Origin of the sequence: Pseudomonas putida (assembly GCF_001976065.1) — a bacterium.
Lineage (GTDB): Bacteria > Pseudomonadota > Gammaproteobacteria > Pseudomonadales > Pseudomonadaceae > Aquipseudomonas > Aquipseudomonas serbica.
The window spans coordinates 218,670-244,653 of record NZ_MNAH01000004.1 but is presented as its reverse complement, the minus strand read 5'-3'; the positions used below and the strand labels follow the sequence as shown (position 1 = coordinate 244,653).

The 25,984-nt window shown below is 61.7% G+C and carries 25 protein-coding genes; 8 read left to right on the top strand and 17 right to left on the bottom strand.

The features are described 5' to 3' along the window. Positions 1 to 123: 123 nt before the first annotated feature. The 9 genes from BKX96_RS16325 to BKX96_RS16285 form a co-directional block, all read right to left on the bottom strand. On the bottom strand, positions 124 to 447 hold the full coding sequence (locus BKX96_RS16325) for a DUF3392 domain-containing protein (protein WP_008063519.1): 324 nt from the start codon (positions 445 to 447) through the stop codon (positions 124 to 126). Positions 448 to 456: 9 nt separating this feature from the next. Beyond that, positions 457 to 1,662: a radical SAM family heme chaperone HemW gene (hemW, locus tag BKX96_RS16320; RefSeq protein ID WP_077184701.1), complete on the bottom strand. Its 1,206-nt coding sequence runs from the start codon at positions 1,660 to 1,662 to the stop codon at positions 457 to 459. Then, a complete protein-coding gene (gene rdgB, locus BKX96_RS16315) occupies positions 1,659 to 2,255 on the bottom strand; it encodes an RdgB/HAM1 family non-canonical purine NTP pyrophosphatase (protein WP_046818343.1) in 597 nt (198 codons plus the stop codon). Before rdgB ends, hemW begins: the two co-directional genes overlap by 4 nt. After that, positions 2,252 to 2,686 (bottom strand): DUF4426 domain-containing protein, encoded by a 435-nt coding sequence (locus tag BKX96_RS16310; protein WP_046818342.1) that lies wholly within the window; start codon positions 2,684 to 2,686, stop codon positions 2,252 to 2,254. Before BKX96_RS16310 ends, rdgB begins: the two co-directional genes overlap by 4 nt. A gap of 26 nt (positions 2,687 to 2,712) precedes the next feature. Beyond that, positions 2,713 to 3,333, bottom strand: a complete 621-nt coding sequence (gene metW / locus BKX96_RS16305) for a methionine biosynthesis protein MetW (RefSeq protein WP_007987819.1) — start codon at positions 3,331 to 3,333, stop codon at positions 2,713 to 2,715. Between the two features lie 7 nt (positions 3,334 to 3,340). After that, complete coding sequence (gene metX / locus BKX96_RS16300; RefSeq protein ID WP_046818341.1) at positions 3,341 to 4,480, bottom strand: homoserine O-succinyltransferase MetX; 1,140 nt, start codon at positions 4,478 to 4,480, stop codon at positions 3,341 to 3,343. Between the two features lie 183 nt (positions 4,481 to 4,663). Next, the gene (locus tag BKX96_RS16295; RefSeq protein WP_046818340.1) at positions 4,664 to 5,251 is read right to left on the bottom strand and encodes a YggT family protein; all 588 of its coding nucleotides are present in this window, start codon (positions 5,249 to 5,251) and stop codon (positions 4,664 to 4,666) included. A gap of 24 nt (positions 5,252 to 5,275) precedes the next feature. Then, entirely contained in the window at positions 5,276 to 6,094 is an 819-nt protein-coding gene (gene proC / locus BKX96_RS16290; protein WP_046818339.1) for a pyrroline-5-carboxylate reductase, read from the bottom strand. A gap of 22 nt (positions 6,095 to 6,116) precedes the next feature. Continuing rightward, positions 6,117 to 6,803 (bottom strand): YggS family pyridoxal phosphate-dependent enzyme, encoded by a 687-nt coding sequence (locus BKX96_RS16285; protein ID WP_046818338.1) that lies wholly within the window; start codon positions 6,801 to 6,803, stop codon positions 6,117 to 6,119. A gap of 56 nt (positions 6,804 to 6,859) precedes the next feature. Between BKX96_RS16285 and BKX96_RS16280 the strand changes: the two genes are divergently transcribed. Further along, the gene (locus BKX96_RS16280; RefSeq protein WP_046818337.1) at positions 6,860 to 7,894 is read left to right on the top strand and encodes a type IV pilus twitching motility protein PilT; all 1,035 of its coding nucleotides are present in this window, start codon (positions 6,860 to 6,862) and stop codon (positions 7,892 to 7,894) included. 131 nt (positions 7,895 to 8,025) lie between these two features. On the opposite strand, the gene BKX96_RS16275 is transcribed toward BKX96_RS16280, so the two are convergent. Next, positions 8,026 to 8,643: a C40 family peptidase gene (locus tag BKX96_RS16275; RefSeq protein WP_046818336.1), complete on the bottom strand. Its 618-nt coding sequence runs from the start codon at positions 8,641 to 8,643 to the stop codon at positions 8,026 to 8,028. A 249-nt stretch (positions 8,644 to 8,892) separates the two neighbouring features. Here BKX96_RS16275 and BKX96_RS16270 point away from each other — a divergent pair, with 249 nt between their 5' ends. Beyond that, positions 8,893 to 9,321, top strand: coding sequence for an NINE protein (locus tag BKX96_RS16270; protein ID WP_046818335.1), 429 nt, complete (start codon positions 8,893 to 8,895; stop codon positions 9,319 to 9,321). Between the two features lie 73 nt (positions 9,322 to 9,394). Here BKX96_RS16270 and BKX96_RS16265 read toward each other — a convergent pair whose 3' ends face one another. The 7 genes from BKX96_RS16265 to gshB form a co-directional block, all read right to left on the bottom strand. After that, entirely contained in the window at positions 9,395 to 10,666 is a 1,272-nt protein-coding gene (locus BKX96_RS16265; RefSeq protein WP_077184700.1) for a dihydroorotase, read from the bottom strand. Further along, a complete protein-coding gene (locus BKX96_RS16260) occupies positions 10,663 to 11,667 on the bottom strand; it encodes an aspartate carbamoyltransferase catalytic subunit (protein WP_046818333.1) in 1,005 nt (334 codons plus the stop codon). Before BKX96_RS16260 ends, BKX96_RS16265 begins: the two co-directional genes overlap by 4 nt. A gap of 27 nt (positions 11,668 to 11,694) precedes the next feature. Then, complete coding sequence (pyrR, locus tag BKX96_RS16255; RefSeq protein ID WP_046818332.1) at positions 11,695 to 12,198, bottom strand: bifunctional pyr operon transcriptional regulator/uracil phosphoribosyltransferase PyrR; 504 nt, start codon at positions 12,196 to 12,198, stop codon at positions 11,695 to 11,697. A 79-nt stretch (positions 12,199 to 12,277) separates the two neighbouring features. Then, positions 12,278 to 12,721 (bottom strand): Holliday junction resolvase RuvX, encoded by a 444-nt coding sequence (ruvX, locus tag BKX96_RS16250; protein WP_046818331.1) that lies wholly within the window; start codon positions 12,719 to 12,721, stop codon positions 12,278 to 12,280. Then, positions 12,721 to 13,293 carry a YqgE/AlgH family protein gene (locus tag BKX96_RS16245; RefSeq protein ID WP_077184699.1) on the bottom strand — a complete coding sequence of 191 codons (573 nt, stop codon included), beginning with the start codon at positions 13,291 to 13,293 and terminating at the stop codon, positions 12,721 to 12,723. Before BKX96_RS16245 ends, ruvX begins: the two co-directional genes overlap by 1 nt. Positions 13,294 to 13,484: 191 nt before the next feature. Next, complete coding sequence (locus BKX96_RS16240) at positions 13,485 to 14,384, bottom strand: energy transducer TonB (protein WP_046818329.1); 900 nt, start codon at positions 14,382 to 14,384, stop codon at positions 13,485 to 13,487. Positions 14,385 to 14,448: 64 nt separating this feature from the next. Further along, positions 14,449 to 15,402 carry a glutathione synthase gene (gene gshB, locus BKX96_RS16235; RefSeq protein ID WP_046818328.1) on the bottom strand — a complete coding sequence of 318 codons (954 nt, stop codon included), beginning with the start codon at positions 15,400 to 15,402 and terminating at the stop codon, positions 14,449 to 14,451. A 279-nt stretch (positions 15,403 to 15,681) separates the two neighbouring features. Here gshB and pilG point away from each other — a divergent pair, with 279 nt between their 5' ends. From pilG to BKX96_RS16205, 6 genes are all read left to right on the top strand, one after another. Beyond that, on the top strand, positions 15,682 to 16,086 hold the full coding sequence (pilG, locus tag BKX96_RS16230) for a twitching motility response regulator PilG (protein ID WP_046818327.1): 405 nt from the start codon (positions 15,682 to 15,684) through the stop codon (positions 16,084 to 16,086). 57 nt (positions 16,087 to 16,143) lie between these two features. Then, on the top strand, positions 16,144 to 16,509 hold the full coding sequence (gene pilH, locus BKX96_RS16225; protein WP_077184698.1) for a twitching motility response regulator PilH: 366 nt from the start codon (positions 16,144 to 16,146) through the stop codon (positions 16,507 to 16,509). Positions 16,510 to 16,519: 10 nt separating this feature from the next. Further along, entirely contained in the window at positions 16,520 to 17,053 is a 534-nt protein-coding gene (locus BKX96_RS16220) for a chemotaxis protein CheW (protein WP_046818325.1), read from the top strand. Between the two features lie 154 nt (positions 17,054 to 17,207). Continuing rightward, a complete protein-coding gene (locus tag BKX96_RS16215; RefSeq protein ID WP_046818324.1) occupies positions 17,208 to 19,268 on the top strand; it encodes a methyl-accepting chemotaxis protein in 2,061 nt (686 codons plus the stop codon). 49 nt (positions 19,269 to 19,317) lie between these two features. Then, positions 19,318 to 25,329: an Hpt domain-containing protein gene (locus tag BKX96_RS16210; RefSeq protein ID WP_077184697.1), complete on the top strand. Its 6,012-nt coding sequence runs from the start codon at positions 19,318 to 19,320 to the stop codon at positions 25,327 to 25,329. Further along, on the top strand, positions 25,322 to 25,789 hold the full coding sequence (locus BKX96_RS16205) for a chemotaxis protein CheW (protein ID WP_046818322.1): 468 nt from the start codon (positions 25,322 to 25,324) through the stop codon (positions 25,787 to 25,789). The genes BKX96_RS16210 and BKX96_RS16205 overlap by 8 nt, the downstream gene beginning before the upstream one ends. Positions 25,790 to 25,984 lie beyond the last annotated feature (195 nt).

Genomic DNA, 25,984 nt, shown 5'->3' with positions numbered 1-25,984 from the left:
CAATACCCAATGTGGGAGCGGGCTTGCTCGCGAAGGCGTCGTGTCAGTCGACATTAATGTTGTCTGATACACCGCTTTCGCGAGCAAGCCCGCTCCCACAGTTGTTTTAGGGTGTGGCTGAAATCAGCGGCGGTCCGCGACTACCCCAATCAACACCAGCACCACCAACAACACCGGCGCCAGGCTGTAGTTGTTGAACTGGCTCAAACCCTTGACGATCCACGGCGTGGCATAGATCAGTGCCGCACCGCTGCCGATCATGCACAGCAGGGACATCAGCGGTACGCGCAAGGCGCCGGCGATGCTGCCCAGGCGTTGCTCGACCCAGCCTTTGAAATCCGCGCCGAACAACACCAGCAGGCAACCTACCAGGGCGAGGGCGATTTCCGAGAGGTTGCTGCGGCTCCAGCGAGACGCGGTGGCGAGCAGGTCGAGTACCAAATCCATTCGATTTCCTTATGTCAGAAATTTCTGCAGCAAGTCGTTGAGGAAGAGTTGTCCGCGCTCGGTAGCCGCCAGACGTGACGGTTCGACCTGCAGCAGGCCGCTTTGTTCGGCTTCGCGACGGCTTTCGGCGAGGCTTTCCAAGGTCATCCCGGTGCGTTCCGGGTACAGTTGCGCCTCAACCCCGGCCGTCAGGCGCAGGGCGTTCATCAGGAATTCGAACGGCATCTCGTCATTGGTCAGCGCTTTCTCGCCAGCCTGGAAACTTTTCGCCGGATTCAGGTAGTCCTTCGGCAGGCGGGTCTTCCAGGTACGCACGATGCGCCCGTCCGGATGGCTGAGCTTGCCGTGGGCACCGGCACCGATGCCGATGAAGTCGCCAAAACTCCAGTAATTGAGGTTATGCCGCGCCGGGCGCCCGGGCTGCGCGTAGGCCGAGACTTCGTACTGCGCGTAACCGTGTTCGGCCAGCAGCGCCTGCCCGGCTTCCTGGATATCCCACAGGGTGTCGTCCTCCGGCAGTGTCGGCGGCTGGTTCCAGAAGACGGTGTTCGGCTCCAGGGTCAGCTGATACCAGGACAGGTGGGTCGGTTTCAGGGCGATGGCCTGGCGCAAGTCGCTCAGGGCGTCGTCCAGGGATTGATCGGGCAAGCCGTGCATCAAGTCCAGGTTGAAGTTATCAAAACCGGCCTGACGGGCCATGCCGGCGGCGCGCACCGCTTCGTCACCGTTGTGAATACGCCCCAGGGCCTCGAGCTTTTCTTGTTGAAAGCTCTGGATGCCAATGGACAGGCGATTGATGCCCAGCGCGCGGTAGGCGACGAACTTCTCTTGTTCAAAGGTCCCCGGATTGGCTTCCAGGGTGATTTCGATGTCGCTGGCAAAGGCTATGCGCTGCTCCACCCCCTTGAGCAGGCGCCCCAGGGCCCGGGCGCTGAACAGGCTTGGCGTGCCGCCACCGAAGAAGATCGAACTCAGCTCACGGCCATAGACCGCGTGCAGGTCCTGGTCGAGGTCAGCCAGCAAGGCGTCGACATACTCCTCTTCCGGCAGCACGGGGCTGGCGGTGTGGGAGTTGAAGTCGCAATACGGGCATTTGCGTACGCACCACGGGATGTGGATGTACAGCGCCAGGGGCGGTAGCACAGGCAGGGCGGCCCTGGGCGAGTGGGCGGCGCCGCCGAAGATCAGCGGCGACGCGGAAGATTCACGGGTCATTTCAAGCCCAGACGCTGGCGCAGCAGATCCATTGCACGGGCGCGGTGGCTGATCTGGTTCTTGTCGGCCGGGCTCAACTCGGCGCTGGAGCAATCGCGCTCCGGCACCCAGAACAACGGATCGTAGCCAAAACCGTGTTCACCGCTGGCCTGGGTCAGGATGCGCCCGTGCCACAGGCCTTCGCAGAGGATCGGCAGCGGATCGTCGGCGTGCCGCACCAGTGCCAGCACGCAGACGAACTGCGCACCGCGCTCGGTTTCAGGCACGTCCTTCAATACGTCGAGCAGCTTGGCGTTGTTCGCCGCATCGCCCTTGCCATCGGCATAGCGCGCCGAGTAGATACCCGGCGCACCGCCGAGGAAATCCACCGCCAGCCCGGAGTCGTCGGCCAAGGCCGGCAGGCCGGAAATGCGCGCGGCATTGCGGGCCTTGAGGATGGCATTCTCGACGAACGACAGGCCGGTTTCTTCAGGCTCCACGCTGCTGAACTCGCCGATCGAGCGCAGTTGCACCGACTCGCCGAGCATGGCCTGGAGTTCCTTGAGTTTGCCGGCGTTGTGGCTGGCCAGTACGAGTTGCGTGAAGTTGATCATTCGCCGGGGAAGAGCTCTTGGTTGAAGTTGATGGTGTTGATTTTGTCGCCGGTCTGCACCTTGATATCGAAGGTGCGGGTTTCCTGCTGATCCACCGGGAACTGGGCGATGTAGTAGATCGCGCCTTGTTCGGTGATCTGGCGGAAGTTCAGGTTCACACTCTGGCTGGTCAGGTCTTTGACCGTACCGCTGACTTGGGCCATCTGCGGCTTGCCGTCCTTGAGCACGGAAATGTTGATCACGCCCTGGTTCTTGCTGCGGGTGAGTTCCGCGGCCTTGGCGATGTCCGGCGTCAGGAAGGTGGAGTTGAAGGTGTTGTAGTGCACCGTTACGTCGCCGAATTTTTCCTGGCGTTCGCCCTTGATCGCGTCGGCGGCCACGGCCGTGACGCTCAGGCAGGCGGTGAACAGAAGCAGCGCTAGACGACCCATGATCATTCTCCTCGAAATGTGCTGATTCAGACCGCGACCTTGTGGTCGGAAAGGCCCGGGCTGCTGACACGGTAAATACCGATCTCACCTAACAGATTAGGCCATAGCTTACTGGCCCACCCGTGCCGATGCTGTTGATCCACGGCAAGCCGATCAATGACCTTGGCTTCACGTTCGCGACACAAGGCTTCAAAGTCCGCGAAGGTGCAGAAGTGAATGTTCGGCGTGTTGTACCAGGTATAGGGCAGGAATTCGGAAACCGGCATCCGGCCCTTGCTCGCCAGGTACCAGCGGCAGCGCCAGTGGCCGAAATTGGGGAAGGTGATGATGCACTGGCGGCCGACCCGCAGCATTTCGTCGAGGATCTTGTCCGGGTAATGCACGGCTTGCAGCGCCTGGGTCATGACCACGATGTCGAAACTGTTGCTGGCAAAGTTGCCCAGGCCCTTGTCCAGGTCCTGCTCGATGACGTTGATGCCCTTGGCCACGCACTCGGCAATGTTGTCCGCGTCGTTTTCCAGGCCATAGCCGGTGACCTGCTTGTTGTCGCGCAGCCAGGTCAGCAGCTCGCCATCGCCGCAACCGAGGTCGAGGACGCGGCTACCGGCGGGGATCCATTCCTGGATGATTTCCAGATCAGCTCTCATGGCTATCTCACAACGTAATGCGGTTCATGTAATTGCCGAACGCCTGCAGGTAGCGCGGGATCGGAATCAGGAAGGCGTCGTGGCCCTGCGGCGCGTCGATTTCCAGGTAGCAGACGTCCTTGCGCGCGGCCATCAGCGCGTCCACCAGTTCCCGCGAGCGGGCAGGGGAGAAGCGCCAGTCGGTGGTGAACGACATCACGCAGAACTTGGCGGTGGCGCCGGCGAAGGTTTTCGCCAGGTCATCGTCGAAATTGGCCGCCGGGTCGAAGTAGTCCAGGGCCTTGGTCATCAGCAGGTAAGTGTTGGCATCGAAACGTCCGGAGAACTCTTCACCCTGATAACGCAGGTAACTTTCGACCTGGAATTCGACGCTGTGGAAGTCGTAGTTGAGCTTCTCGCTTTTCAGGCCGCGACCGAATTTCTCACCCATGGAATCGTCGGACAGGTAAGTGATATGCCCGACCATCCGCGCCAGCATCAGCCCGCGCTTGGGGATCACGCCGTGTTCCTGGAACGAACCGCCATGGAATTCGGGGTCGGTGAGGATCGCCTGGCGCGCCACTTCGTTGAAGGCGATGTTCTGCGCCGACAGCTTGGGCGCCGAGGCGATGGCCAGGCAATGGCGGATGCGCTCAGGGTACGTGATGCTCCATTGCATCGCCTGCATGCCACCGAGACTGCCGCCGATCACGGCTGCAAACTGGGCGATGCCGAGCCGATCGGCCAGGCGCGCCTGGCTGTGCACCCAGTCTTCCACGGTCAGTACTGGGAAGTCGGCGCCAAACGGCTTGCCGGTCTCCGGGTTGATGCTGCTCGGGCCGGTAGAGCCGTTGCAGCCGCCGAGGTTGTTCAGGCTGACCACGAAGAACTTGCTGGTGTCGATGGGCTTGCCGGGACCAATGCAGCTGTCCCACCAACCCGGTTTGCGGTCGTCGGGGCTGTGATAGCCGGCGGCATGGTGGTGACCGGACAAGGCGTGGCAGATCAGCACGGCGTTGCTCGCCGTGGCGTTCAGGGTGCCGTAGGTCTCGTAGATCAGGTCATAGGCTGGGAGCGAGCGGCCGCAGGCCAACGCCAGGGCTTCGCTGAAGTGCGCCACTTGCGGCGTCACCAGACCAACAGAATCGGGGGGAAAGGCAGCTGGCATCGACCCTGCTCTCGTTGAAATGAGGCGTAAGTCTAAAGACCGGTGGAGTTAGCGGCAAGCAAAGGCCGGGCCTGATTTCATTCAGTTGTACCGAGGCGCTTCATTCGCGAGCAAGCCCGCTCCCACAGGGGGAACGCATTCCAATGTGGGGGCGGGCTTGCTCGCGAAGAACGATGACGCGGTTTAGATCAGGCCAAACAATTCCTTCGGCATCAGCGCGAAGTACGCCAGGCGCGGAATCAGCCAGCTCTGCAGCAATTGCAGTGCGATGAAGGCGAAGATCGGCGAGATGTCGAGGCCACCCAGGTTCGGAATGATCCGGCGGAACGGCGCGAGTACAGGCTCCGTGATCTGCTGGACCAGTTCTGCACCCGGGTTGTGGCTGCCCGGAGCGACCCAGGACAGGATCACACTGATGATCATCGCCCAGAACAGGATCTTCAAAAACAGCGCGAAGATGCCGATCAGCGCCCAAGGCGCCAGGAGCAGCACGTCAACCGAGTAACCACTGAGCAGCAGGATGACCGCGAACAGGGCCATTTGCACGATCAGGGCCAGCACGAGCGAAGACATGTCCAGGCCGAACATGCTCGGGATAACCCGGCGCAGCGGCTTGAGCAGTGGTTGCGTGGCCTTGACGGCGAATTGGCAGAGCGGGTTGTAGAAGTTCGCCCGCACCAGTTGCAGGATGAAACGCAGCAACACGATCAAAAGATACAGGCTGCCCAGGGTCTGGATCACAAAAATGGCAGCGTCATTGAGTCCGAGCATTGTTGATTCCTTATTAAGTGCTGATTAGCGACCGAGTTGCTCAGCCATCTCGGCCGAGCGGTGCGCGGCGGCGCCCAGGGCTTTTTCCACCAGTGCTTCGAAGCCATTGGCCTGGAACGATTTGATCGCGGCTTCCGTGGTGCCTGCAGGCGAAGTGACGCGGCGACGCAACTCGGCGGCGTCGACGTCACTCGACACTGCCATGTGGGCGGCGCCCAGGGCGGTCTGCAAGGTCAGTTGGGCGGCGATGTCTGCCGGCAGGCCGAGTTTGACGCCAGCGGCGGTCATGGCTTCGATCAGCAGGAAAAAGTACGCAGGGCCTGAACCGGAAACGGCGGTGACCGCATCCAGTTGCTGCTCCTCGTCCAGCCACAGGGCAACGCCGACGGCTGACAGCAGTTCCTGGGCTTGCTGGCGCTGCTCGGCGCTCACTTGGGCAGTGGCGAACAAGCCGCTCACGCCCTGACGCAACAGCGCCGGGGTGTTGGGCATGCAGCGCACGATCGGCTGGGCACCGAGCCAGTTATTCATGCTGGCGCAGGTGATGCCGGCGGCAATCGACACCACCAGTTGCCCGGGTTTCAGGCTTGGGCGAATGGCTTCGCAGACAGTCTTCATCGCCTGGGGCTTGACTGCCAGCACGACCACATCGGCGCCGTCGATGGCCTGGGCGTTGTCGGCGAACACTTCGATGCCATGTTCGGCGCTCACGCGGGCGCGGGTTTCTTCGCCCGGATCGCTGGCGCGGATCTGCGCCGCTTCCAGGCCTTTGGCCCGCAGGCCGCCGATGAGGCTGGCGGCCATGTTGCCGGCACCGATAAAGGCAATACGTGTCTTGCTCATGTCAGGTCCTTATAAATGGAGGTCATGGTTGACCGTAATCTCTGGCGCCAAACAGGGCCGTACCGATACGGACCCAAGTGGCGCCTTGGGCGATGGCGGACTCAAGGTCATGGCTCATGCCCATGGAAAGTGTGTCGAGTGGCAGGTTCAGGCTGGCCTGCAGGTTTTGCACGGCAGCGAAAGCGGCATCCTGGGCGGCGCGATCTTCAGTCGGCTCGGGAATCGCCATCAGCCCGCGCAACTTCAGGCGCGGCAAGGCGCTGATGGCGTTGGCCAGGGCCGGCAAGTCTGCCGGCGTGCAGCCGGATTTGCTCGCTTCGCCACTGACGTTGACCTGGATGCAGATGTTCAGCGGAGGCAATTCGGCGGGCCGTTGTTCCGACAGGCGTTGTGCGATTTTCAGGCGATCCACCGAATGCACCCAGGCGAAGTGCTCGGCGATTGCACGAGTCTTGTTCGATTGAATGGGGCCGATGAAGTGCCAGATCAAGGGCAGGTCGCTCAGTTCAAGCTGCTTGCCCAGGGCTTCCTGCAGGTAGTTCTCGCCAAAGTCGCGCAGGCCCGCGGCATGGGCTTCACGCAGCGCCTGGGCGGGTTTGGTCTTGCTCACGGCCAACAACTGGACGCTGTTTTCATCGCGGTGGGCGGCGAGGGCGGCGGCACGGATGCGTGAACCAACCCGTTCAATGTTGTCTGCTATCGTGGACATTCAAGAGGCGCCAGCGGTCTGAGGTTGGCGGCATTCTACTGGAATTGAGGGGTGCTATGGATATCACTGAGTTGCTGGCGTTCAGCGCCAAACAAAGCGCATCCGACCTGCATTTGTCGGCAGGCCTGCCGCCGATGATCCGCGTCGATGGCGATGTGCGGCGCATCAACCTGCCGCCCCTGGAACACAAGGAGGTGCAGGCGCTGATCTACGACATCATGAACGACGCGCAACGGGTGGCGTTCGAAAAGCACCTGGAAACCGACTTTTCCTTTGAGGTGCCTGGCGTTGCGCGATTTCGGGTCAATGCCTTCAACCAGAGTCGCGGCGCCGGAGCGGTGTTTCGCACGATCCCCTCCAGGGTCCAGAGCATGGAAGAGCTGGGCATGGGCGAAGTGTTTCGCAAGATGACCGATGCACCCCGCGGCCTGGTGCTGGTGACCGGCCCGACGGGGTCCGGCAAGTCCACCACCCTCGCCGCGATGATCGATTACCTGAACAGCCACCGTCATCACCACATCCTCACTATCGAAGACCCTATCGAGTTCGTCCACGAGTCGCGCAAATGCCTGATCAATCAGCGTGAAGTTCATCGCGATACCCACAGTTTCGCCACAGCCTTGCGTTCGGCCCTGCGCGAAGACCCGGACGTGATCCTGGTGGGGGAGATGCGTGATCTGGAGACCATCCGCCTGGCGTTGACCGCCGCCGAGACCGGCCACCTGGTGTTCGGCACGTTGCACACGACCTCGGCGGCGAAAACCATCGACCGGATCATCGACGTGTTTCCCGGGGACGAGAAGTCGATGGTGCGTTCGATGCTGTCCGAATCGTTGCTGGCGGTGGTGTCCCAGACCCTGGTCAAGAAGATTGGTGGCGGGCGGGTGGCGGCCCACGAGATCCTGCTCGGGACGTCGGCGATCCGTAACCTGATCCGAGAAGACAAAGTGGCGCAGATGTACTCGATGATTCAGGCAGGCGGGTCGCTGGGTATGCAGACGCTGGACATGGGTTTGAAGGACCTGGTGACCAAGGGCTTGGTCAGTCGCGATCAGGCGCGGGAGAAAGCGCGCTCGCCGGATAATTTTTGAGGCGACGGTGTGGCGCTTTCAAAGACGCCTTCGCGAGCAAGCCCGCTCCCACAGGGGAATGCATTCCAATGTGGCAGCGGGCTTGCTCGCGAAGAGGCCATTACATCCGAAGTAGATTTCAGCAGCTGTAATCAGCGTTGCACAACCCGCATCGCATTCTGTTCTTTCGGCAGAACCCGCTTGGCCACTACGTAGTGTTTTTCCCAGTACGGTTTCTTCAAGGTGTCGATGCTCACCGACTTGCCACGGCGTGGTGCGTGGATAAAGCGGTCGTTGCCCAGGTAGATGGCAACATGATTGACTCGACGGCTCTTGATGTTGAAGAAAATCAAGTCGCCCGGTTTCAAATCGTCGCGATCGACTTTCTCGCCGTGACCGCTGGCCATGGCATTGGAGGTACGTGGCAGGTCAAACGTGGCGTCGTTAAACGCGTATTTCACCAGGCCGCTGCAGTCGAAGCCTTTGCTCGGGCTGCTGCCGCCCCAGCGGTACGGCGTACCGAGGACGTTGACGGCGCGGCTCAGCACGTTGCTGCTTTCCCGGGTCGCCATCGGCGGCACCAGGCTGCTTTTGCTGACCAGTTGCGGAGCTGTTTTGACCGATTTCTTGCTTTTACTCGAAGGAGCGGAAGCATGGGATTTTGGGGTGTAACCATTAACGTTCGGAAGACGTTGCTCACGATTGGTGGCGTGGGCGGCCAGAGGCAATAATAGGCAAATGGTTAGCCATGTCTTGAAAAATGGACGCATTAGGCAGGGCTCGTATGTGTTAGCGCGCAACTTTATAACAGCTTTTTTGTCTATTCCGGGGCCGTTGGTCGATAAACCTGGGGGGCAACGGAACCAAATAAGCGGTAAATGGACGCTATTGTCGGACAGAAGCCCGATGCTATAAGGGTTTGGCGCGAGAGAAGGTAACATTTGCCATACGTCGGCTGCTCGTAAAAAAGTCACAAAGATTTAAAGAATATTTATCTATCGTGTGAATCGAGGTCATCCATGAACACCTATCAAGCGCCCGTCCCGCACCAAGACACCCACAGCAAAGTGATCGGTTACCTGTTGTGGATTTTCGGCTTTCTCGGCTCTCATCGCTTTTATTACGGCAAGCCGGTGACCGGGACGATCTGGTTTTTCACCTTCGGTTTGCTGGGTATTGGCTGGCTGATCGACCTGTTCCTGATTCCGACCATGGACCGTGAAGCGGACCTGCGGTTTACCGCTGGGCCAATCGAATACAACGTGGCGTGGATCCTTCTGACGTTTCTCGGGGTATTCGGTGTGCACCGGATGTATCAGGGGAAGTGGATCAGCGGGTTGCTGTACCTGGTGACGGGCGGGTTGTTCTTTCTGGGGGTGTTGTATGACTTCTGGACACTGAATGATCAGGTTTCCGTGCGTAACGCCCAGAATCGCGGCGCTTTTTAGTCAGTCTTCGCGAGCAAACCCGCTCCCACAATGTGTGGGAGCGAGCCTGCTCGCGAATGCAGGCGACGCGGTTTTAAGCCTGGTGGCTGATCCGTCCGTCCACCAGGGTGTAGCGCACCACGCCCGGCAGGCTATGACCCAGGAACGGGCAATTCTCGCCCTTGGACAACCAGGTCTCGCCGGCCACGGTCGAGGCCGCAGGGTCGAACAGCACGATATCCGCCGCGCCACCCACCGCCAGCTTGCCCGCCGGCAGGCGCAGCGCCTCGGCAGGGCCGGTGCTGAGGCGCGCCAGCAGCGTCGGCAGGTCGAGCAAGCCGTCTTCTACCAGTGTCATCGCCAGCGGCAGCAGCAGTTCAACACTGCTGATGCCTGGCTCGGTGGCGCCGAACGGCGCCAGCTTGGCGTCGCGCTCGTGAGGCTGGTGGTGGCTGGAGATGGCCGAGACCACGCCTGACTTCACTGCTGCACGCAAACCATCACGGTCGGCACGGGTGCGCAGCGGTGGCTGGACGTGATAGAGGCTGCTGAAGTCGATCAGTGCTTCGTCGGTCAGTATCAACTGGTACAGCGCGACATCCGCCGTGACCTTCAGGCCGCGCTGCTGGGCCTGGGCGATCAGGGCTACACCCCGAGCGCTGGTGAGCTGGCTGAAGTGCGCACGCACGCCGGTTTGTTCAACCAGCAGCAGATCCCGGGCCAGGGCCACGGTTTCGGCGGTTTCCGGAATACCTGGCAGGCCGAGGAAGCTCGCGGTCGGGCCTTCATGGGCCAGTCCGCCTTCTGCCAAGTCGTGGTCCTGGGAGTTGAAGATCACCGTGAGGTCGAAGGTGGCCGCGTAATCCAGCGCCCGGCACAGGGTGCGGGTATTGCGGAAACTCTCCAGGCCGTTGCCGAAGGCCACGCAGCCGGCATCGCGCAAGGCAACCAGTTCGGCCAGTTGCTCGCCGTCCAGGCCTTTGCTCAGGGCGCCGATAGGGAAGACTTTGGTGTTGCCAGCCTCGCGGGCGCGGTCGAGGATCAGTTCGGCGACGGCCGAGGTGTCCAGTACCGGTTTGGTTTTGGGTGGGCAGCACAGGCTGGTGACGCCGCCGGCAGCGGCCGCGCGGGTTTCGCTGGCGATCGAGCCTTTGCGGCTGTAGCCCGGTTCGCGCAGGGCGACGTTGAGGTCGACCAGGCCGGGGGCGGCCACCAAGCCTTTGGCGTCGAGGGTGTCGACGGCGACAAAGCCGGCTGGCGCGGCGCCAATGGCGACGATCTTGCAGGCTTCAATATGGATATCGGTAACTTGATCCAGGCCGGTGGCCGGATCGATGACGCGGGCGCCGAGAATGCTGAGCTTCACTGGGCGTTCTCCTGTTCGAATTGGCGCTGCGCAGTCTGCCCGCTCATGGCCATGGACAGCACGGCCATACGAATCGCGATGCCGTAGGTCACTTGGTTGAGGATTACCGAGTGCGGGCCGTCGGCGACCGCCGACTCGATTTCCACACCACGGTTGATCGGCCCCGGGTGCATGACGATGGCATCGGGCTTGGCGCCGGCCAGGCGCGCGGTGGTCAGGCCGAACAGGCGGTAGAACTCGCCTTCGCTCGGCAGCAGGCCGCCGGTCATGCGCTCACGCTGCAGGCGCAGCATGATCACCACGTCTACGTCTTTCAGGCCTTCGGTCATGTCGGTGTAGACCTTCACGCCGTACTGCTCGATGCCGATCGGCAGCAGGGTCTTCGGCGCAATCACGCGGATGTCCGGGCAACCCAGGGTTTTCAGGGCCAGCATGTTCGAGCGCGCAACCCGCGAGTGCAGGATGTCGCCGACGATGGCCACCGACAGGTTTTCGAAGCCGCCCTTGTGCCGACGGATGGTGAGCATGTCGAGCATGCCCTGGGTCGGGTGGGCATGACGGCCGTCGCCACCGTTGATGATCGCCACTTGCGGGCAAACATGTTCGGCGATGAAGTGCGCGGCGCCTGAATCACCGTGGCGCACGACGAACATGTCGGCGGCCATGGCTTCCAGGTTGCGCAGTGTGTCGAGCAGGGTTTCCCCCTTGCTCGCCGACGATGTCGACACGTTCAGGGTGATCACGTCTGCCGACAGGCGCTGGGCCGCCAGTTCGAAGGTGGTGCGGGTACGGGTCGAGTTTTCGAAGAACACGTTGCACACGGTCTTGCCGCGCAGCAGCGGGACTTTCTTCACGGCTCGCGCGCCGACTTCGAGGAAAGAGTCGGCGGTGTCGAGGATTTCCGTCAGCAACTCGCGGCGCAAACCGTCGAGCGAAAGGAAATGGCGCAGCTGGCCCTGATCATTGAGCTGCAGCGGGCGCTTGGTATCTAAAGGCGTCATCGCGAGGGGGACTCTCAATAGGGCGAATTAAAGGGCGAGGTCTTGCAGTTCGAGCTGGAGTTCCGGGCCCGACAGCTTCACCCGCTCGTGGGCTGCCAGGGACAGGGTCGCGCCTACTACGTTCGGGCGGATCGGCAGTTCCCCGGCGTCCAGGTCCAGCAGGCACACCAGTGTCACGCTGGCCGGGCGACCGTAGTCGAAGAGTTCATTCAAGGCGGCGCGTATGGTGCGCCCGCTCATCAGCACGTCGTCGATCAGCACCAGGTGCTGGCCTTCGATCTCGAACGGCAGGGCCGACGGGCGTACTTGCGGGTGCAGGCCGTTCTGGCTGAAGTCGTCGCGGTAGAAGGAAACGTCGAGTGTGCCAAGCGGTTCAGCGCTGCCCAGTTCTTTGAGCAGGGCCTGGGCAACCCACACGCCACCGGTACGAATGCCGATGTAGCGCGGTTCGCTGATGCCACGGTGTTCCAGGTGTGCCTTGAGACGGATCGCCATCTGGCTGATCAGCTCGGCGGGATTGGGCAGGCTCATGGTTGCTCCTTCTTGGGCCCGAGCCGGGTCGTTGCCTGGGTGGCTCGGGTTGTAGCTAAAAGAGACGGGTGACGGCTCTTCAGGATTGGGATTGGAACAATGCGCTGTTCTCGTCGAGCCAGCCTTGCAGCAGCAGTGCGGCGGCTATGGCATCGACTGGATTGTCGCGGTAACTGCCTTTCTGCCCACCCCGGGCCAGGCGTTCGCCCTTGGCCTCGAAGGTGGTCAAGCGTTCATCGTGGGTGTAGAAGGGCAGGTTGAAGCGACCGTTCAGGCGCCGGGCGAATTTTTCCGCGCGGGCGCACATGTCGCTGGGCGTGCCGTCCATGTTCAGTGGCAGGCCGACCACCACGGCGTCGGGTTTCCACTCCTTGATCAGCGCTTCGACCTGATCCCAGTCGGGAATGCCGTTTTGTGCCTTCAAGGTGCACAGCTCGCGGGCCTGGCCGGTAATCACCTGGCCAACCGCAACGCCGATCTGTTTGGTGCCGTAGTCAAATCCCAGAATCAACCGCAGGGCCATCAGGCGTGCCCCGCCTGGCTAGTGAGCAGGCTGAGGTTGACGCCCAGGTGTTTGGCCGCCGCTTCCAGGCGCTGCTCGCTGCTGGTGTTGAACAGGATGTCGGCATTGTACGGGCAGGTCAGCCAGGCGTTTTGCGCCAGTTCGGCCTCCAGTTGCCCGGCTTCCCAACCGGCGTAACCCAGGGTGATGACGCTTTTCGCCGGGCCGACACCGTCGGCGATGGCGAAGAGCACGTCCTGGGATGTCGACAGGGACAGATCGCCTTCCAGATCAACGGTCGCTTGAAAACTCTGGCCCGAGGGGTGCAGGACAAAACCGCGATCGGTCTGCACCGGCCCGCCGATGAAGATCGGCACGTGTTGGCACAGCGCTGGCGGTTCGATATCCGGCCGCAACTGCTCGAGGATATCGGCCAGGTTCAGGTCCTGCGGACGGTTGACCACCAGCCCCATGGCACCATTGGCCGTGTGCTCGACGATGTAGGTCAAGGTGTGCGCAAAGTTCGGGTCGGCCATGTGAGGCATGGCGATCAGGAAGTGATGCTTGAGGTAGCTGGGGCTGACGTTTTTCATGAGCGCTAGTGTGGCGTTGGAGGGGCGAACTGACAAGCTGGGGATGCACAGGAAATGCCGCAAATCCCAAGAACGGCACAGATACATGTGGGAGCGGGCTTGCTCGCGAAAGTGGTGTGTCATCCAAGATTAATCTCGACTGGCACGACGCCTTCGCGAGCAAGCCCCTCCCACAGAGGGATTTTTGCTGGTCAGTTGCTGGAGAGGCGGTCGCCGCGGGCAAATTTCCAGGTGCGGATGATTTCCAGGCGATCGATGTCCGACAGGTCCCCGGTAAACGGTGCAAACGGCGCCGCCAGGCGCACGATGCGCTGGGCCGCCTGATCCAGCAGCGGTTGCCCGGACGACTCCAGCACCAGCACTTCATACAGCGAGCCGTCCCGATTGATCGAAACCATCAGGCGCAAATTGCCGTAGATTTGCTTGCGCCGGGCTTCGTCAGGGTAATTGAGGTTGCCGATGCGCTCGACTTTCTTGCGCCATTCGTCCTTGTACCAGGCGCCCTTGTCGCGCATGGTCGAGGCGGCGCTCAGGCGGTGGATGCGCGGGCGCTTGGCGTACAACTGTTGTTCGTTGGCCAGTTCGGCTTCGAGGCTGGCGATGTCGCTGGACAGTTGTTCACTGTCGAACGTCGGTGCGGCTACCGCAGGCTTGGTGACGGGCTTGGGTTCTTCGGTTTTCGCCGAGGCTTTCTTCGGTTTGGGCGCGACGGTGGTCACGGCAGCCTTGGGCGGGGCTTCCTGCTGTTCCGGCTTGGCCGCCGGCGGTGGCGTGACTTTCTGTACCTTGTTGTCCTGGAAAGGGGCTATCTCGGTGGTCTTGGGGATCGCCTTCTTGTCCAGGGTGCCGCTGCCTTGCTGATTTTCCTGGGCGAGGAAATCGGCCTTGTCCGGCTTTTTTTCGCTCTTGAAGGTGGCGAGGGTGATTTCCAGGGTTTTGCTGATCTGCTTGGGCTCGACCATCGTGAAACCGACGCCCAACAGCAATGCCAGGTGGATCAGTGCCGCCAGGAACAGGGTAAAACCGAGGCGATCGGCCGGGCGCACGCCGTAATGGGCGAGTTCGGGAGGCAGATCGGACGGAAGGGTCATGACAAGGAAACCAACATCGCGTTTTCACAGGCCGCGCATGATAACGCAATGTTGGTTTGGCTTTTCAACGGGCCTTGAGCTTCTGATCGATGGCATCCATCAGCATGCCGCCAATATCGGTGCCGAAGGCATTGTCGATTTCGCGGATGCAGGTCGGGCTGGTGACGTTGATTTCGGTCAGGTGCTCGCCGATCACATCGAGGCCGACGAACAACAGGCCTTTTTCACGCAGGGTCGGGCCGACTTGCGCCGCGATCCAGCGATCCTTCTCGGTCAATGGGCGAGCTTCACCGCGGCCACCGGCGGCGAGGTTGCCACGGGTTTCGCCAGCGGCGGGAATGCGCGCCAGGCAGTAGTCCACCGGTTCGCCGTCGATCATCAAAATGCGTTTGTCGCCATCGACGATGGCCGGCAGGTAGCCCTGGATCATGATTTGCTGCTGGCCGTGCAGGGTCAGGGTTTCGAGGATCACCGAGAGGTTCGGGTGGCCGGCGGTGTGACGGAAGATCGACGACCCGCCCATGCCGTCCAGCGGCTTGAGAATCACATCGCCATGATGGTCGGCGAATTCGCGCAGTACGTCCGGACGACGGCTGACGACGGTCGGTGGCGTGCACTGCGGGAACAGCGTGGCGAACAGCTTTTCGTTGCAGTCGCGCAGGCTCTGCGGCTTGTTGACCACCAGCACGCCCGCACTTTCGGCCTGTTCCAGCAGATAGGTGGAATAGACGAATTCCATGTCGAAGGGCGGATCCTTGCGCATCAGGATCACGTCCAGATCGCTCAGCAGGGCGTCCTGCTCGGCCTCCAGCTCGAACCATTTTTCCGGGTTGGCGAACACTTTCAGCGGACGCATCCGCGCCCGAGCCTGGCCTTCGGCCTGGTACAGGTCGCGCTGTTCCATGTAGAACAGTTCCCAACCGCGCTTTTGTGCGGCCAGCAGCATGGCCAGCGAGCTATCCTTTTTATAGGAGATGCTGGCGATAGGATCCATGACAATCCCGACACGAACGCTCATGGGTGTTTCCTCAAGATTTGGGGCTGATGTCGACCTGTAGGAGCCAGCTTGCTCCTACAGAAGATCAGGCCGAAGGACCATATAAAAGTGGCGTCAGAGTGGCGCTGAGTGTGTTCCCGGTCAAGGAAAAACCACTGCCAGGGCCGGCCGATAGATTGGATTAGGAGACTGTGCTAAAAAGGCTCCCATGTCGTGCCGGCCCTTGAACATCAAGGGTTTCGAGTCCTCGATGGCCCGCAAATGGACAAATAGATTCTTAAAGGCGACGGTAGAGCCACTATGGAACAGCAACCCAGCGCCTTGAAGGTCATGGTGATCGACGACTCGAAGACGATTCGTCGCACCGCCGAAACACTGCTCAAGAACGTGGGTTGTGAGGTCATCACGGCCATCGATGGCTTCGATGCCCTGGCCAAGATCGCCGATCACCACCCCGGCATCATCTTTGTCGACATCATGATGCCGCGCCTGGATGGCTATCAGACCTGCGCTTTAATCAAGAACAACAGTGCCTTCAAGTCCACGCCAGTGATTATGCTGTCGTCCAAGGACGGACTGTTCGACAAGGCCAAGGGGCGCATCGTCGGCTCTGACCAGTTCCTGACCAAACCTTTCAGCAAGGAAGAACTGCTGAACGCGATACAGGCCCATGTTCCGGGGTTTGCCGCTGTTTTGCCGCAGTAAGACACCTACAGAGACGCTCGGCCATTGGGCCCTGCGCCGACAAGAATGGGGAAGACCATGGCACGTATCCTGATCGTCGATGATTCGCTGACTGAAATGTACAAACTGACCGGCATGCTGGAAAAGCACGGTCATGAAGTATTGAAAGCCGAAAACGGCGCAGACGGCGTGGCCCTGGCCCGCCAGGAAAAACCCGACGCAGTGCTGATGGATATCGTCATGCCCGGACTCAACGGCTTCCAGGCGACCCGCCAGTTGACCAAGGATCCGGACACCGGGCATATCCCGGTGATCATCATCACCACCAAGGATCAGGAAACCGACAAGGTCTGGGGCACTCGCCAAGGAGCAAGGGACTACCTGACCAAGCCGGTCGACGAAGATACCTTGATCAAGACCCTCAATGGCGTGTTGGCCGGTTGATCGTACGGCCATGAACGAATCACTGACCGCCTTCGAACTGCTGCTGCAGATCGACCGGCGCTGTCGCTTGCTGGCGGCGGACTTGCCGTCCCAGCCGACCCGACAGGACAGCTGGAGCGGCATTGGTTTTCGCCTGGGCGAACAGGGGTACGTCGCACCCATGGGCGAAGTCGGTGAAGTGTTGCACGAGCCGCGTTTTACCCAGGTGCCGGGGGTCAAGCCCTGGGTCAAGGGCGTGGCCAATCTGCGTGGGCGCTTGTTGCCGATCATGGACCTGGCAGGCTTCTTCGGCCATGAAGTCTCGACGCCGCGCAAGCAGCGGCGGGTGTTGGTGGTGGAGCACGACGAGGTGTTTGCCGGGCTGTTGGTCGATGAAGTCTTCGGCTTGCAGCATTTTGCCCGGGACAGCCTGCAGCCGACAGATCACTCGAACGGGCCGATTTCGGCATTTATCGAAGGCCGGTTTCAACGTGGACAGACCTGGCAGGTGTTCAGCCTGTTTGCGCTGGCGCGGTCGCAAGGATTCATGAACGTAGCCGTTTAATTGGGGCGACACAGATCCCCTGTGGGAGCGGGCTTGCTCGCGAAAGCGCCAGTCCATTCAACATTGATATTGACTGATCCACCGCTTTCGCGAGCAAGCCCGCTCCCACAGGGGATTCTGGCAGGCCCAGAAGTGGGTTAACAGGCGAAGACCGATGATAAAAGCAAAAGCAGGCAAGCCAATGGAAGGGTCGCGGAGTCGGTCGCAGATCATCGTGCTGTTCATCGCACTGATTATCTTCATCATGCTGTTGTTCGCCAATTTCGCGTACCTCAATACCCAGGCCACTTACGACAAACAGTACATTGGCCACGCCGGTGAGCTGCGCGTGTTGTCCCAGCGCATTGCCAAGAATGCCACCGAAGCGGCCGCCGGCAAGGCCGCTGCGTTCAAGTTGCTGAGCGATGCGCGCAACGATTTTGCCCGGCGCTGGAGCTATCTGAAGAAAGGCGACCCCGCTACCGGCCTGCCACCGGCGCCGGCCAGCGTGCGCCCGGAAATGCGCGCCGTGCAACTGGACTGGGAACGCCTGCTGAAAAACACCGACGCCATCCTGTCCAGCGAACAGACGGTGTTGTCGCTGCACCAGGTCGCCGCGACCCTGGCCGAAACCGTGCCGCAATTGCAGGTCGAATACGAAAAAGTGGTGGAAACCCTGCTGCAACGCGGAGCGCCGGCTGCGCAGGTGGCGATGGCCCAGCGTCAATCACTGTTGGCCGAACGTATTCTAGGGGCGGTCAATACCGTGCTGTCCGGCGACGAGAACTCGCAACAGGCCGCCGATGCGTTCGGCCGCGATGCGGCGCGTTTCGGCCAGGTGCTCAACGGCATGCTCCAGGGCAATGCAGCCCTGCGGGTCAGCCAGGTCGAGGATCACGACGCGCGCGCGCGGCTGATGGAGATTTCCGAGTTGTTCGAGTTTGTTTCCGGCTCTGTGGACGAAATCCTCGAAACCTCACCGGAGCTGTTCAAGGTCCGTGAGTCGGCCACCAATATCTTCAGCCTGTCGCAAACCCTGCTCGACGAAGCGTCCCAGCTGGCCAGCGGCTTCGAGAACCTCGCCGGGGGACGTGACACCGACACCATCGGCGGCTATGTCCTGGGCCTGGCGGCGTTGATGTCGATCATCCTCATCGGCCTGGTAATGGTGCGCGAAACCAATCGCCAGCTGCGCGAAACCGCCGAGAAGAACGAACGTAACCAGAACGCGATCCTGCGCCTGCTCGACGAAATCGAAGACCTGGCCGACGGCGACCTGACTGTGACCGCCACGGTCACCGAAGACTTCACCGGGACCATTGCCGATTCGATCAACTATTCCGTGGACCAACTGCGCGATCTGGTGGCGACGATCAACCTGACCGCCGGCCAGGTCGCTGCCGCCGTGCAGGAAACCCAGGCCACTGCGATGCACCTGGCGCAGGCCTCGGAACACCAGGCCCAACAGATCTCCGAGGCCTCTACCGCGATCAACGACATGGCTGAGTCCATCGACCAGGTGTCGGCCAACGCCGCCGAATCCTCGGCGGTGGCCGAGCGTTCGGTGGAAATCGCCAACAAGGGCAACGAGGTGGTGCACAACACCATCCATGGCATGGACAACATCCGCGAGCAGATCCAGGACACCGCCAAGCGAATCAAGCGCCTTGGCGAGTCTTCCCAGGAAATCGGCGACATTGTCAGCTTGATCGATGACATTGCCGATCAGACCAATATCCTCGCCCTCAACGCGGCGATCCAGGCGTCCATGGCCGGTGATGCCGGGCGTGGTTTCGCGGTAGTCGCCGACGAGGTGCAGCGCCTGGCGGAACGCTCGTCGGCCGCGACGCGGCAGATCGAGACCCTGGTGCGGGCGATCCAGGCCGACACCAACGAAGCGGTCATTTCCATGGAGCAGACCACCACCGAAGTGGTGCGCGGCGCGCGTCTGGCGCAGGATGCCGGTGTGGCCCTGGAAGAAATCGAAGGGGTATCCAAGACCCTGGCGGCGCTGATCCAGAGCATTTCCAACGCTGCACAACAACAGACGTCGTCTGCCGGTCAGATTTCCCTGACGATGAACGTGATCCAGCAAATCACCACGCAGACCTCGTCCGGCTCTACCGCCACCGCCGAGAGCATCGGCAACCTGGCGAAAATGGCCAGCCAGTTGCGGCGTTCGGTGTCCGGATTCACCTTGCCGGCCACCCAGGCGCAGGTCGCGGACAAAGCTTGAACCGCCCCCGGGCATGGCTATCTTGATTGAAGTGGGGATTGGAGTGGTTATGGGTGATCGGCACGACTATGTGGCCCTCGAATGGGTCAAGGGCGAAATTGCCGAAACGCTGAAGCAGGCTCATCACGCGATCGAAACCAAGCTTGATGACCCGCAGGCGACGCACGCCCTGAGCGAATGCCTGGCGTGCATCCATCAGGTTCACGGCAGCCTGCAGATGGTCGAGTTCTACGGTGCGGCCTTGCTCGCCGAAGAAATGGAGCAACTGGTCAGCGCCTTGCAACATAATCGCGTCAATCATCGCGACGAAGCGTTGCACCTCATGCTGCAAGCGCTGGGACAATTGCCGATTTACCTTGATCGCGTGCAAGGCGCCCGCCGCGATTTACCTCTGGTGGTATTGCCACTGATCAACGACCTGCGCAGCGCCCGAGGCGAAAGCCTGTTGTCGGAAACCAGCCTCTTCAGTCCGCAGCTGCCCGGCCTGGCTCCACTGGACGAAGCGTCCCTGGCGAGTCTGGCGCCTGCGGAACTGCCGAATGTACTGCGCAAATTGCGGCAGATGTTGCAGATGGCCCTGGTCGGTTTGCTGCGTGAACAGGACGACGACACTCATCTCGGGTATCTGGCCAAGGTTTTTACGCGTTTGGAAAGTTTGTGCGATTCAGCGCCCCTGAGCCCGCTGTGGCAGGTCGCTTCGGCGCTGGTCGAAGGCATGCGTGCCGGCGCCATCGCCAACAGCCCGGCCTTGCGCAGCCTCTTCAAGGAGGCCGACAAGGAACTCAAGCGCTTACTCGAAGAGGGCATGCAGGGTATCAATCATCCGCCGCCACCCGAGTTGCTCAAGAGTTTGCTGTTCTATATTGCCAAGGCCGAACATCCCACCGGGCAGATGCTGACCATGAAAGATCGCTACGCACTGGATGATGCATTGCCTGACAGCGCGATGGTCGACGAAGAGCGCGCACGGCTGGCTGGTCCCGACCGGGACGCCATGCGCTCGGTATTGTCGGCATTGTGTGAAGAACTGGTGCGGGTCAAGGAGCGCCTGGACCTGTTCGTGCGCAGCGACCGGCAGCATGCCTCGGACCTCGACAGTCTGCTCGCGCCCCTGCGGCAAATCGCCGACACCCTGGCGGTGCTGGGCTTCGGCCAGCCTCGCAAGGTGATCATCGATCAACTGGCCGTGGTGCTGAGCCTGGCCCAAGGCCAGCGCGCACCCGATGACGCGATCCTCATGGACGTGGCCGGCGCCTTGCTTTACGTCGAAGCGACGCTGGCCGGCATGGTCGGCACCGTGGAGCCGGAAAGCCAGGAAGACAGCCGCCTGCCCACCACCGACCTGACGCAGATCCACCAGATCGTCATCAAGGAGGCGCGCATCTGCCTGCAGCAGGCCAAGGACATGATCGTTGACTACATCGATGCCGATTGGGACCGTCAGCACCTGCAGGCACTGCCGGCTTTGTTGACCCAGGTGCGCGGTGCGCTGGCGATGATTCCGCTGAGCCGTGCGGCGAGCCTGATCGAAACCTGTAATCAGTTCATCCGCGAGCACCTGCTGCTCGAGCCGGGCCAGCCTGGCTGGCAGGCGCTGGACAGTCTGGCCGACGCCATCACCAGCATCGAGTATTACCTGGAGCGCCTGAGCGACGACCCCGCAGCCCCCGGTGAACAACTGCTCGACGTGGCGCAACGCAGCCTGGCTGCGCTCGGGGTTTTCCCCAGTGAACAACAGGTGCCGGTGCTTGCCGATATCTTGAGCCCTGGCGAAGCACAATCCCTGCGCCAACAGCAGGAACAGGACGCGCCGGCAATCGTCCAGAGCCTGGCCGATGTGCTGGCCAACCCGGTCTCGGCCTTGAACCCGCCCGCGCTCGATACGCCGGGCAGCCTGTTGCCGCCGCCGTCAGGCGAAGCGCCGGTGGACGAGGAATTGCGCGAAGTGTTCCTCGAGGAAACCGAGGAAGTGCTGGAGATCCTTGGTGAGTATTTGCCACGCTGGACGGCGAACCCCGCCAACCGATCGGCCCTGAGTGAACTGCGCCGCGCCTTCCATACCCTCAAGGGCAGTGGCCGGATGGTGCGCGCCCTGGTGCTTGGCGAACTGGCCTGGGCCATGGAAAACCTGCTCAACCGCATCCTCGAACAGAGCGTGCAGCCTGGCGCCAGCGTGTACCAGCTGCTCGATGAGGTGCTCGATCTACTCCCGGAACTGATGGCCGAATACGCCGCCGATGCCCAGCGCCAACGTGACGATGTCGATCGGTTGGCGGCCCGTGCCCATGCCTTGGCCAAGGGCGAAGCCACGGCAGCGGACGAGGACACCCTGGACGTCGCGGCCCTCGACCCGCTGTTGCTGGAAATCTTCCGCAAGGAAGCCGAGACCCACCTGAATAGCCTCAACCGTTTTCTCGACCAGGCCGCCGAACACCTCCCGCTGGCGGCCAGCGATGAGTTGCAGCGCGCCTTGCACACGCTCAAGGGCAGTGCGTCGGTAGCCGGGGTCCTGCCGATTGCCGAGCTGGCGACGCCGCTGGACGAACTGGCCCGGGAATATAAAGCCCACCTTATCGCACTCGACCTGGACGAAGTTGAAGTGCTGCTGGAGGCCGAAGGTTTGTTTCGTCTTGGGTTGCGCCAGCTCAAGAGCGATCCGCTGGCTGAAATCCCCGGTTCCCGGGCCTTGATCGAGCGTGCCAGGACGCTGCTCGCCGAGCGCCTGAAAACCCTCTCGAACACGCCTAGCAGCGGCCTGCGGATCAAGCGTGACCCGCAGCTGATCAACAACTTCCTGGCCCAGGGCATGGACATCCTGCTGGACGCCGAAAGCCTGTTGCGACGTTGGCAGCAGCATCCGGGCGAGCGCCAGGAGCTCAGTGCATTGCTGGACGAATTGACCACCCTCGGCGAAGGTGCGCACCTGGCTGACCTGCAGCCGGTGGACGAGCTCTGTGAAGCCTTGCTCGACCTCTATGGTGCGGTGGAAGAGAGCAGCCTGGCGGTCAGCGAAGCGTTTTTCCATGAGGCGCAAGGCGCCCACGAAGCGCTGATCAACATGCTCGATGAGTTGGCGGCCGGCCAGGAAGTCAGCCCGCGCCCGGAAAAAGTTCGGGCCTTGCACGGCTTGCTCGATCAAAGCCTCGACCCATCCGCCATGGGCCTGATTCGCAGTGACGGCAGTCGCACCTTGAGCATCCGCGAGCTGGGCGACGCCACCGCAGAACTTGAGCGCGCGCTACCCCCTGTGGGAGCGAGCCTGCTCGCGATGGACCCACAGGCGCAGCGGTCATCCAATGACAACGCGTCATCGTTAACGTCCATCGCCAGCAAGCCGGCTCCTACAGGGGGCCGCGCTACCGGCCTGGACAACGACATCGTGTCGATTTTCCTCGAGGAGGCCGAGGATATCCTCGAAAGCGCCAACCATTCCCTGCAACGCTGGATTGGCGATCCGCAAAATGCCGCACCCTTGTCGTCGTTGCAGCGCGATCTGCACACCCTCAAGGGGGGCGCGCGGATGGCCGAGGTCGAACCGGTCGGTGATCTGGCCCACGAACTGGAAAGTCTTTATGAAGGGCTGGTGGACCGCCGTTACAGCCACAGCGCAGGGCTCGCGCAGTTGCTGCAACAGAGCCATGACCGTCTGGCGCAGTTGCTTGAACAGCTGAAAAATCATCAAGTCCTGGGCGACCCCGAGAACCTGATCGAAGCGATTCGTGCGTTCAGGCAAGGTCACGCGAGCAACGTCGAAGTGATCGAGGCGCCAGCCGGCAACGACTCGGCCCATCATGATGGCGAGTTGCTGGACATCTTTCTTGAAGAAGGCTTCGACATCATCGAAAGCTCCGGCGCGGCGCTGTTGCGCTGGCAGGCCGAGCCGTCGAACCGCCAGGAATTGGAAACCCTGTTGCGCGACCTGCACACCCTCAAGGGCGGTGCGCGCATGGTGGAAATCGCTCCGATCGGCGATTTGGCCCATGAGCTGGAGTTTCTCTACGAAGGTCTGTCCACCGGCGCGCTGCAACCCACCGCGGCGTTGTTCGAACTGCTGCAGCGCAGCCATGACCGCCTGGCACAGATGCTCGACGCGGCGCGTGCCGGTGAGCCATTGCCGCCGGCCGACCGGCTGATCAACGCCATCCAGAACTTCAGTCACCCGGTACTGGCTGAAACCCCGGCGCCGCTCACCGTGGCGGCAAAAGCCGAGCCGCCACAGCTGCAACCCGAAGCCGGGGCAGACATGGTCAAGGTCTCGGCGGAGCTGCTCGACGACCTGGTCAACCTGGCTGCTGAAACGTCGATCTTTCGCGGTCGCATCGAGCAGCAGGTGAGCGACGCGCAGGTGGCGCTCAACGAAATGGAAACCACCATCGAGCGCATGCGCGACCAGTTGCGCCGACTCGATACCGAAACCCAGGGCCGGATCCTCAGCCGTCAACAGGTCGACGCCGAGCGCCTGGGCTACGAAGAATTCGACCCGCTGGAAATGGATCGCCACTCGCAATTGCAGCAACTGTCGCGTGCCCTGTTTGAATCCGCCTCTGACTTGCTCGACCTCAAGGAAACCCTCGACCGGCGCAACCAGGACGCGGAAAACCTGTTGCAACAGCAGGGCCGCATCAACACCGAATTGCAGGAAGGCCTGATGCGCACGCGCATGGTGCCGTTCGAACGGATGCTGCCGCGCCTCAAGCGCATTGTCCGCCAGGTGGCCAGTGAGCTGGGCAAGGACGTCGAGTTCATCGTCGGTAACGCCGAGGGCGAAATGGATCGCAATGTGCTCGAGCGCATGGCCGCGCCGCTGGAGCATATGCTCCGCAACGCCGTCGACCATGGCCTTGAACCCGCAGATGTGCGAGTGGCGGCGGGCAAACCGGCGCAAGGGCGGATCACCCTGGACCTGTTGCGTGAAGGGGGTGACATCATTTTCGATATTCGCGACGACGGTGCCGGCGTGCCACTGGAGATGGTGCGACGCAAGGCGATCAAGCGCGGCCTGCTCGAGCCTGGCAGCGTCATCAGCGACCACGACGTGTTGCAATTCATCCTGCAGCCGGGGTTTTCCACAGCCGAGAAAATCACCCAGATCTCCGGGCGTGGTGTCGGCATGGACGTGGTGCACGAAGAAGTGCGGCAGCTGGGCGGTACCATGAGTATCGACTCGGTGCCGGGGCAGGGCGTGCATTTTCGCATTCGCCTGCCGTTCACCGTGTCGGTCAACCGGGCCCTGATGGTGCAATGCGCGGAGGACCAATACGCGATCCCGCTGAACACCATCGATGGCATCGTCCGCGTATTGCCCAACGAGCTTGAAGGGCATTTCCGTCTTGATCCGCCGACCTATGAATACGCCGGGCAGCGCTATGAATTGTGTTACCTGGGCGAGCTGCTGAAAACCAGCCCGCGTCCACGTCTGTCGGGCCAGAGCCTGCCGTTGCCGGTGCTGTTGGTGCAATGCAACGAGCGGCATATTGCAGTGCAGGTCGATGCCATGGCGGGCACGCGCGAGATCGTGGTGAAAAGTCTCGGCCCACAGTTTGCGGCGGTGCAAGGGGTGTCCGGGGCAACGATTCTGGGGGATGGCCGGGTGGTGCTGATTCTGGATCTGCTGGCGCCGGTTCGCGCCATGCAAGCCCGTACGCCGCAACATGCGGCGAGTCACGAAGTCGAGGTCGAGCCACAGCGGCCATTGCTGGTGATGGTGGTCGACGACTCGGTCACCGTGCGCAAGGTCACCAGCCGTTTGCTCGAGCGCCACGGCATGAACGTGCTGACCGCCAAGGACGGTGTCGACGCCATGCTGCTGCTTGAAGAACACAGCCCGGATCTGATGCTGCTGGACATCGAAATGCCGCGCATGGATGGCTTCGAAGTCGCGACCCAGGTGCGCAACGATGAGCGTCTGCGGCATCTGCCGATCATCATGATCACCTCACGCACCGGCCAGAAACACCGCGACCGGGCCATGGCCATCGGCGTCAACGACTACCTTGGCAAGCCTTACCAGGAATCGGTATTGCTCGAAAGCATCGCCCTGTGGAGCAAGCCCCATGCATGAGCGTCGCCACGACTCGCGCGACAGCCAGCTCACCGGCCTGCTGCTGCCCCTGGCCGACCGCAACCTGATCCTGCCCAACGTCGCAGTCGCCGAGCTGATCGATTACCAGTCCGCGGCCTTCAACCTGGACTCACCGCCCTGGTACCTGGGACGGGTAGCGTGGCGAGACCGGCAGATTCCTTTGCTCAGCTTCGAATCGGCGTGCGGGCAGAAAATCGTCATCGGTGAACGCGCGCGAATCGTCATTCTCAATGCGCTCGGCGGTCGCCCCGAGCTGAAATTCATCGCGCTGCTGGTGCAGGGAATTCCGCGCTCGTACAAGCTCGACAGTCAGTTGAGCTACGTGGATGTGCCGTTGTGCTCGTTGGAGAAAGCGGCGGTTCAGGTGGCGGATCAAGTGGCCAAGGTGCCGGATTTGCTGGCGCTGGAGGAGTTGTTGGTGAGCGCCGGGCTCGCCTGAAGTGCCCCTTCGCGAGCAAGCCCGCTCCCACATTTGGATCGAGTTGCGCACAAACTCTGTGTTCACCGCGGTCCAATGTGGGAGCGGGCTTGCTCGCGAAGGCGTCAACCCTGACGACGTGACTTTCCCGGTTCATTAACCTGAGCGTAACAATCCGCCACTCTGCTTGATTGATGCCCCCACCCAACGCTCCTA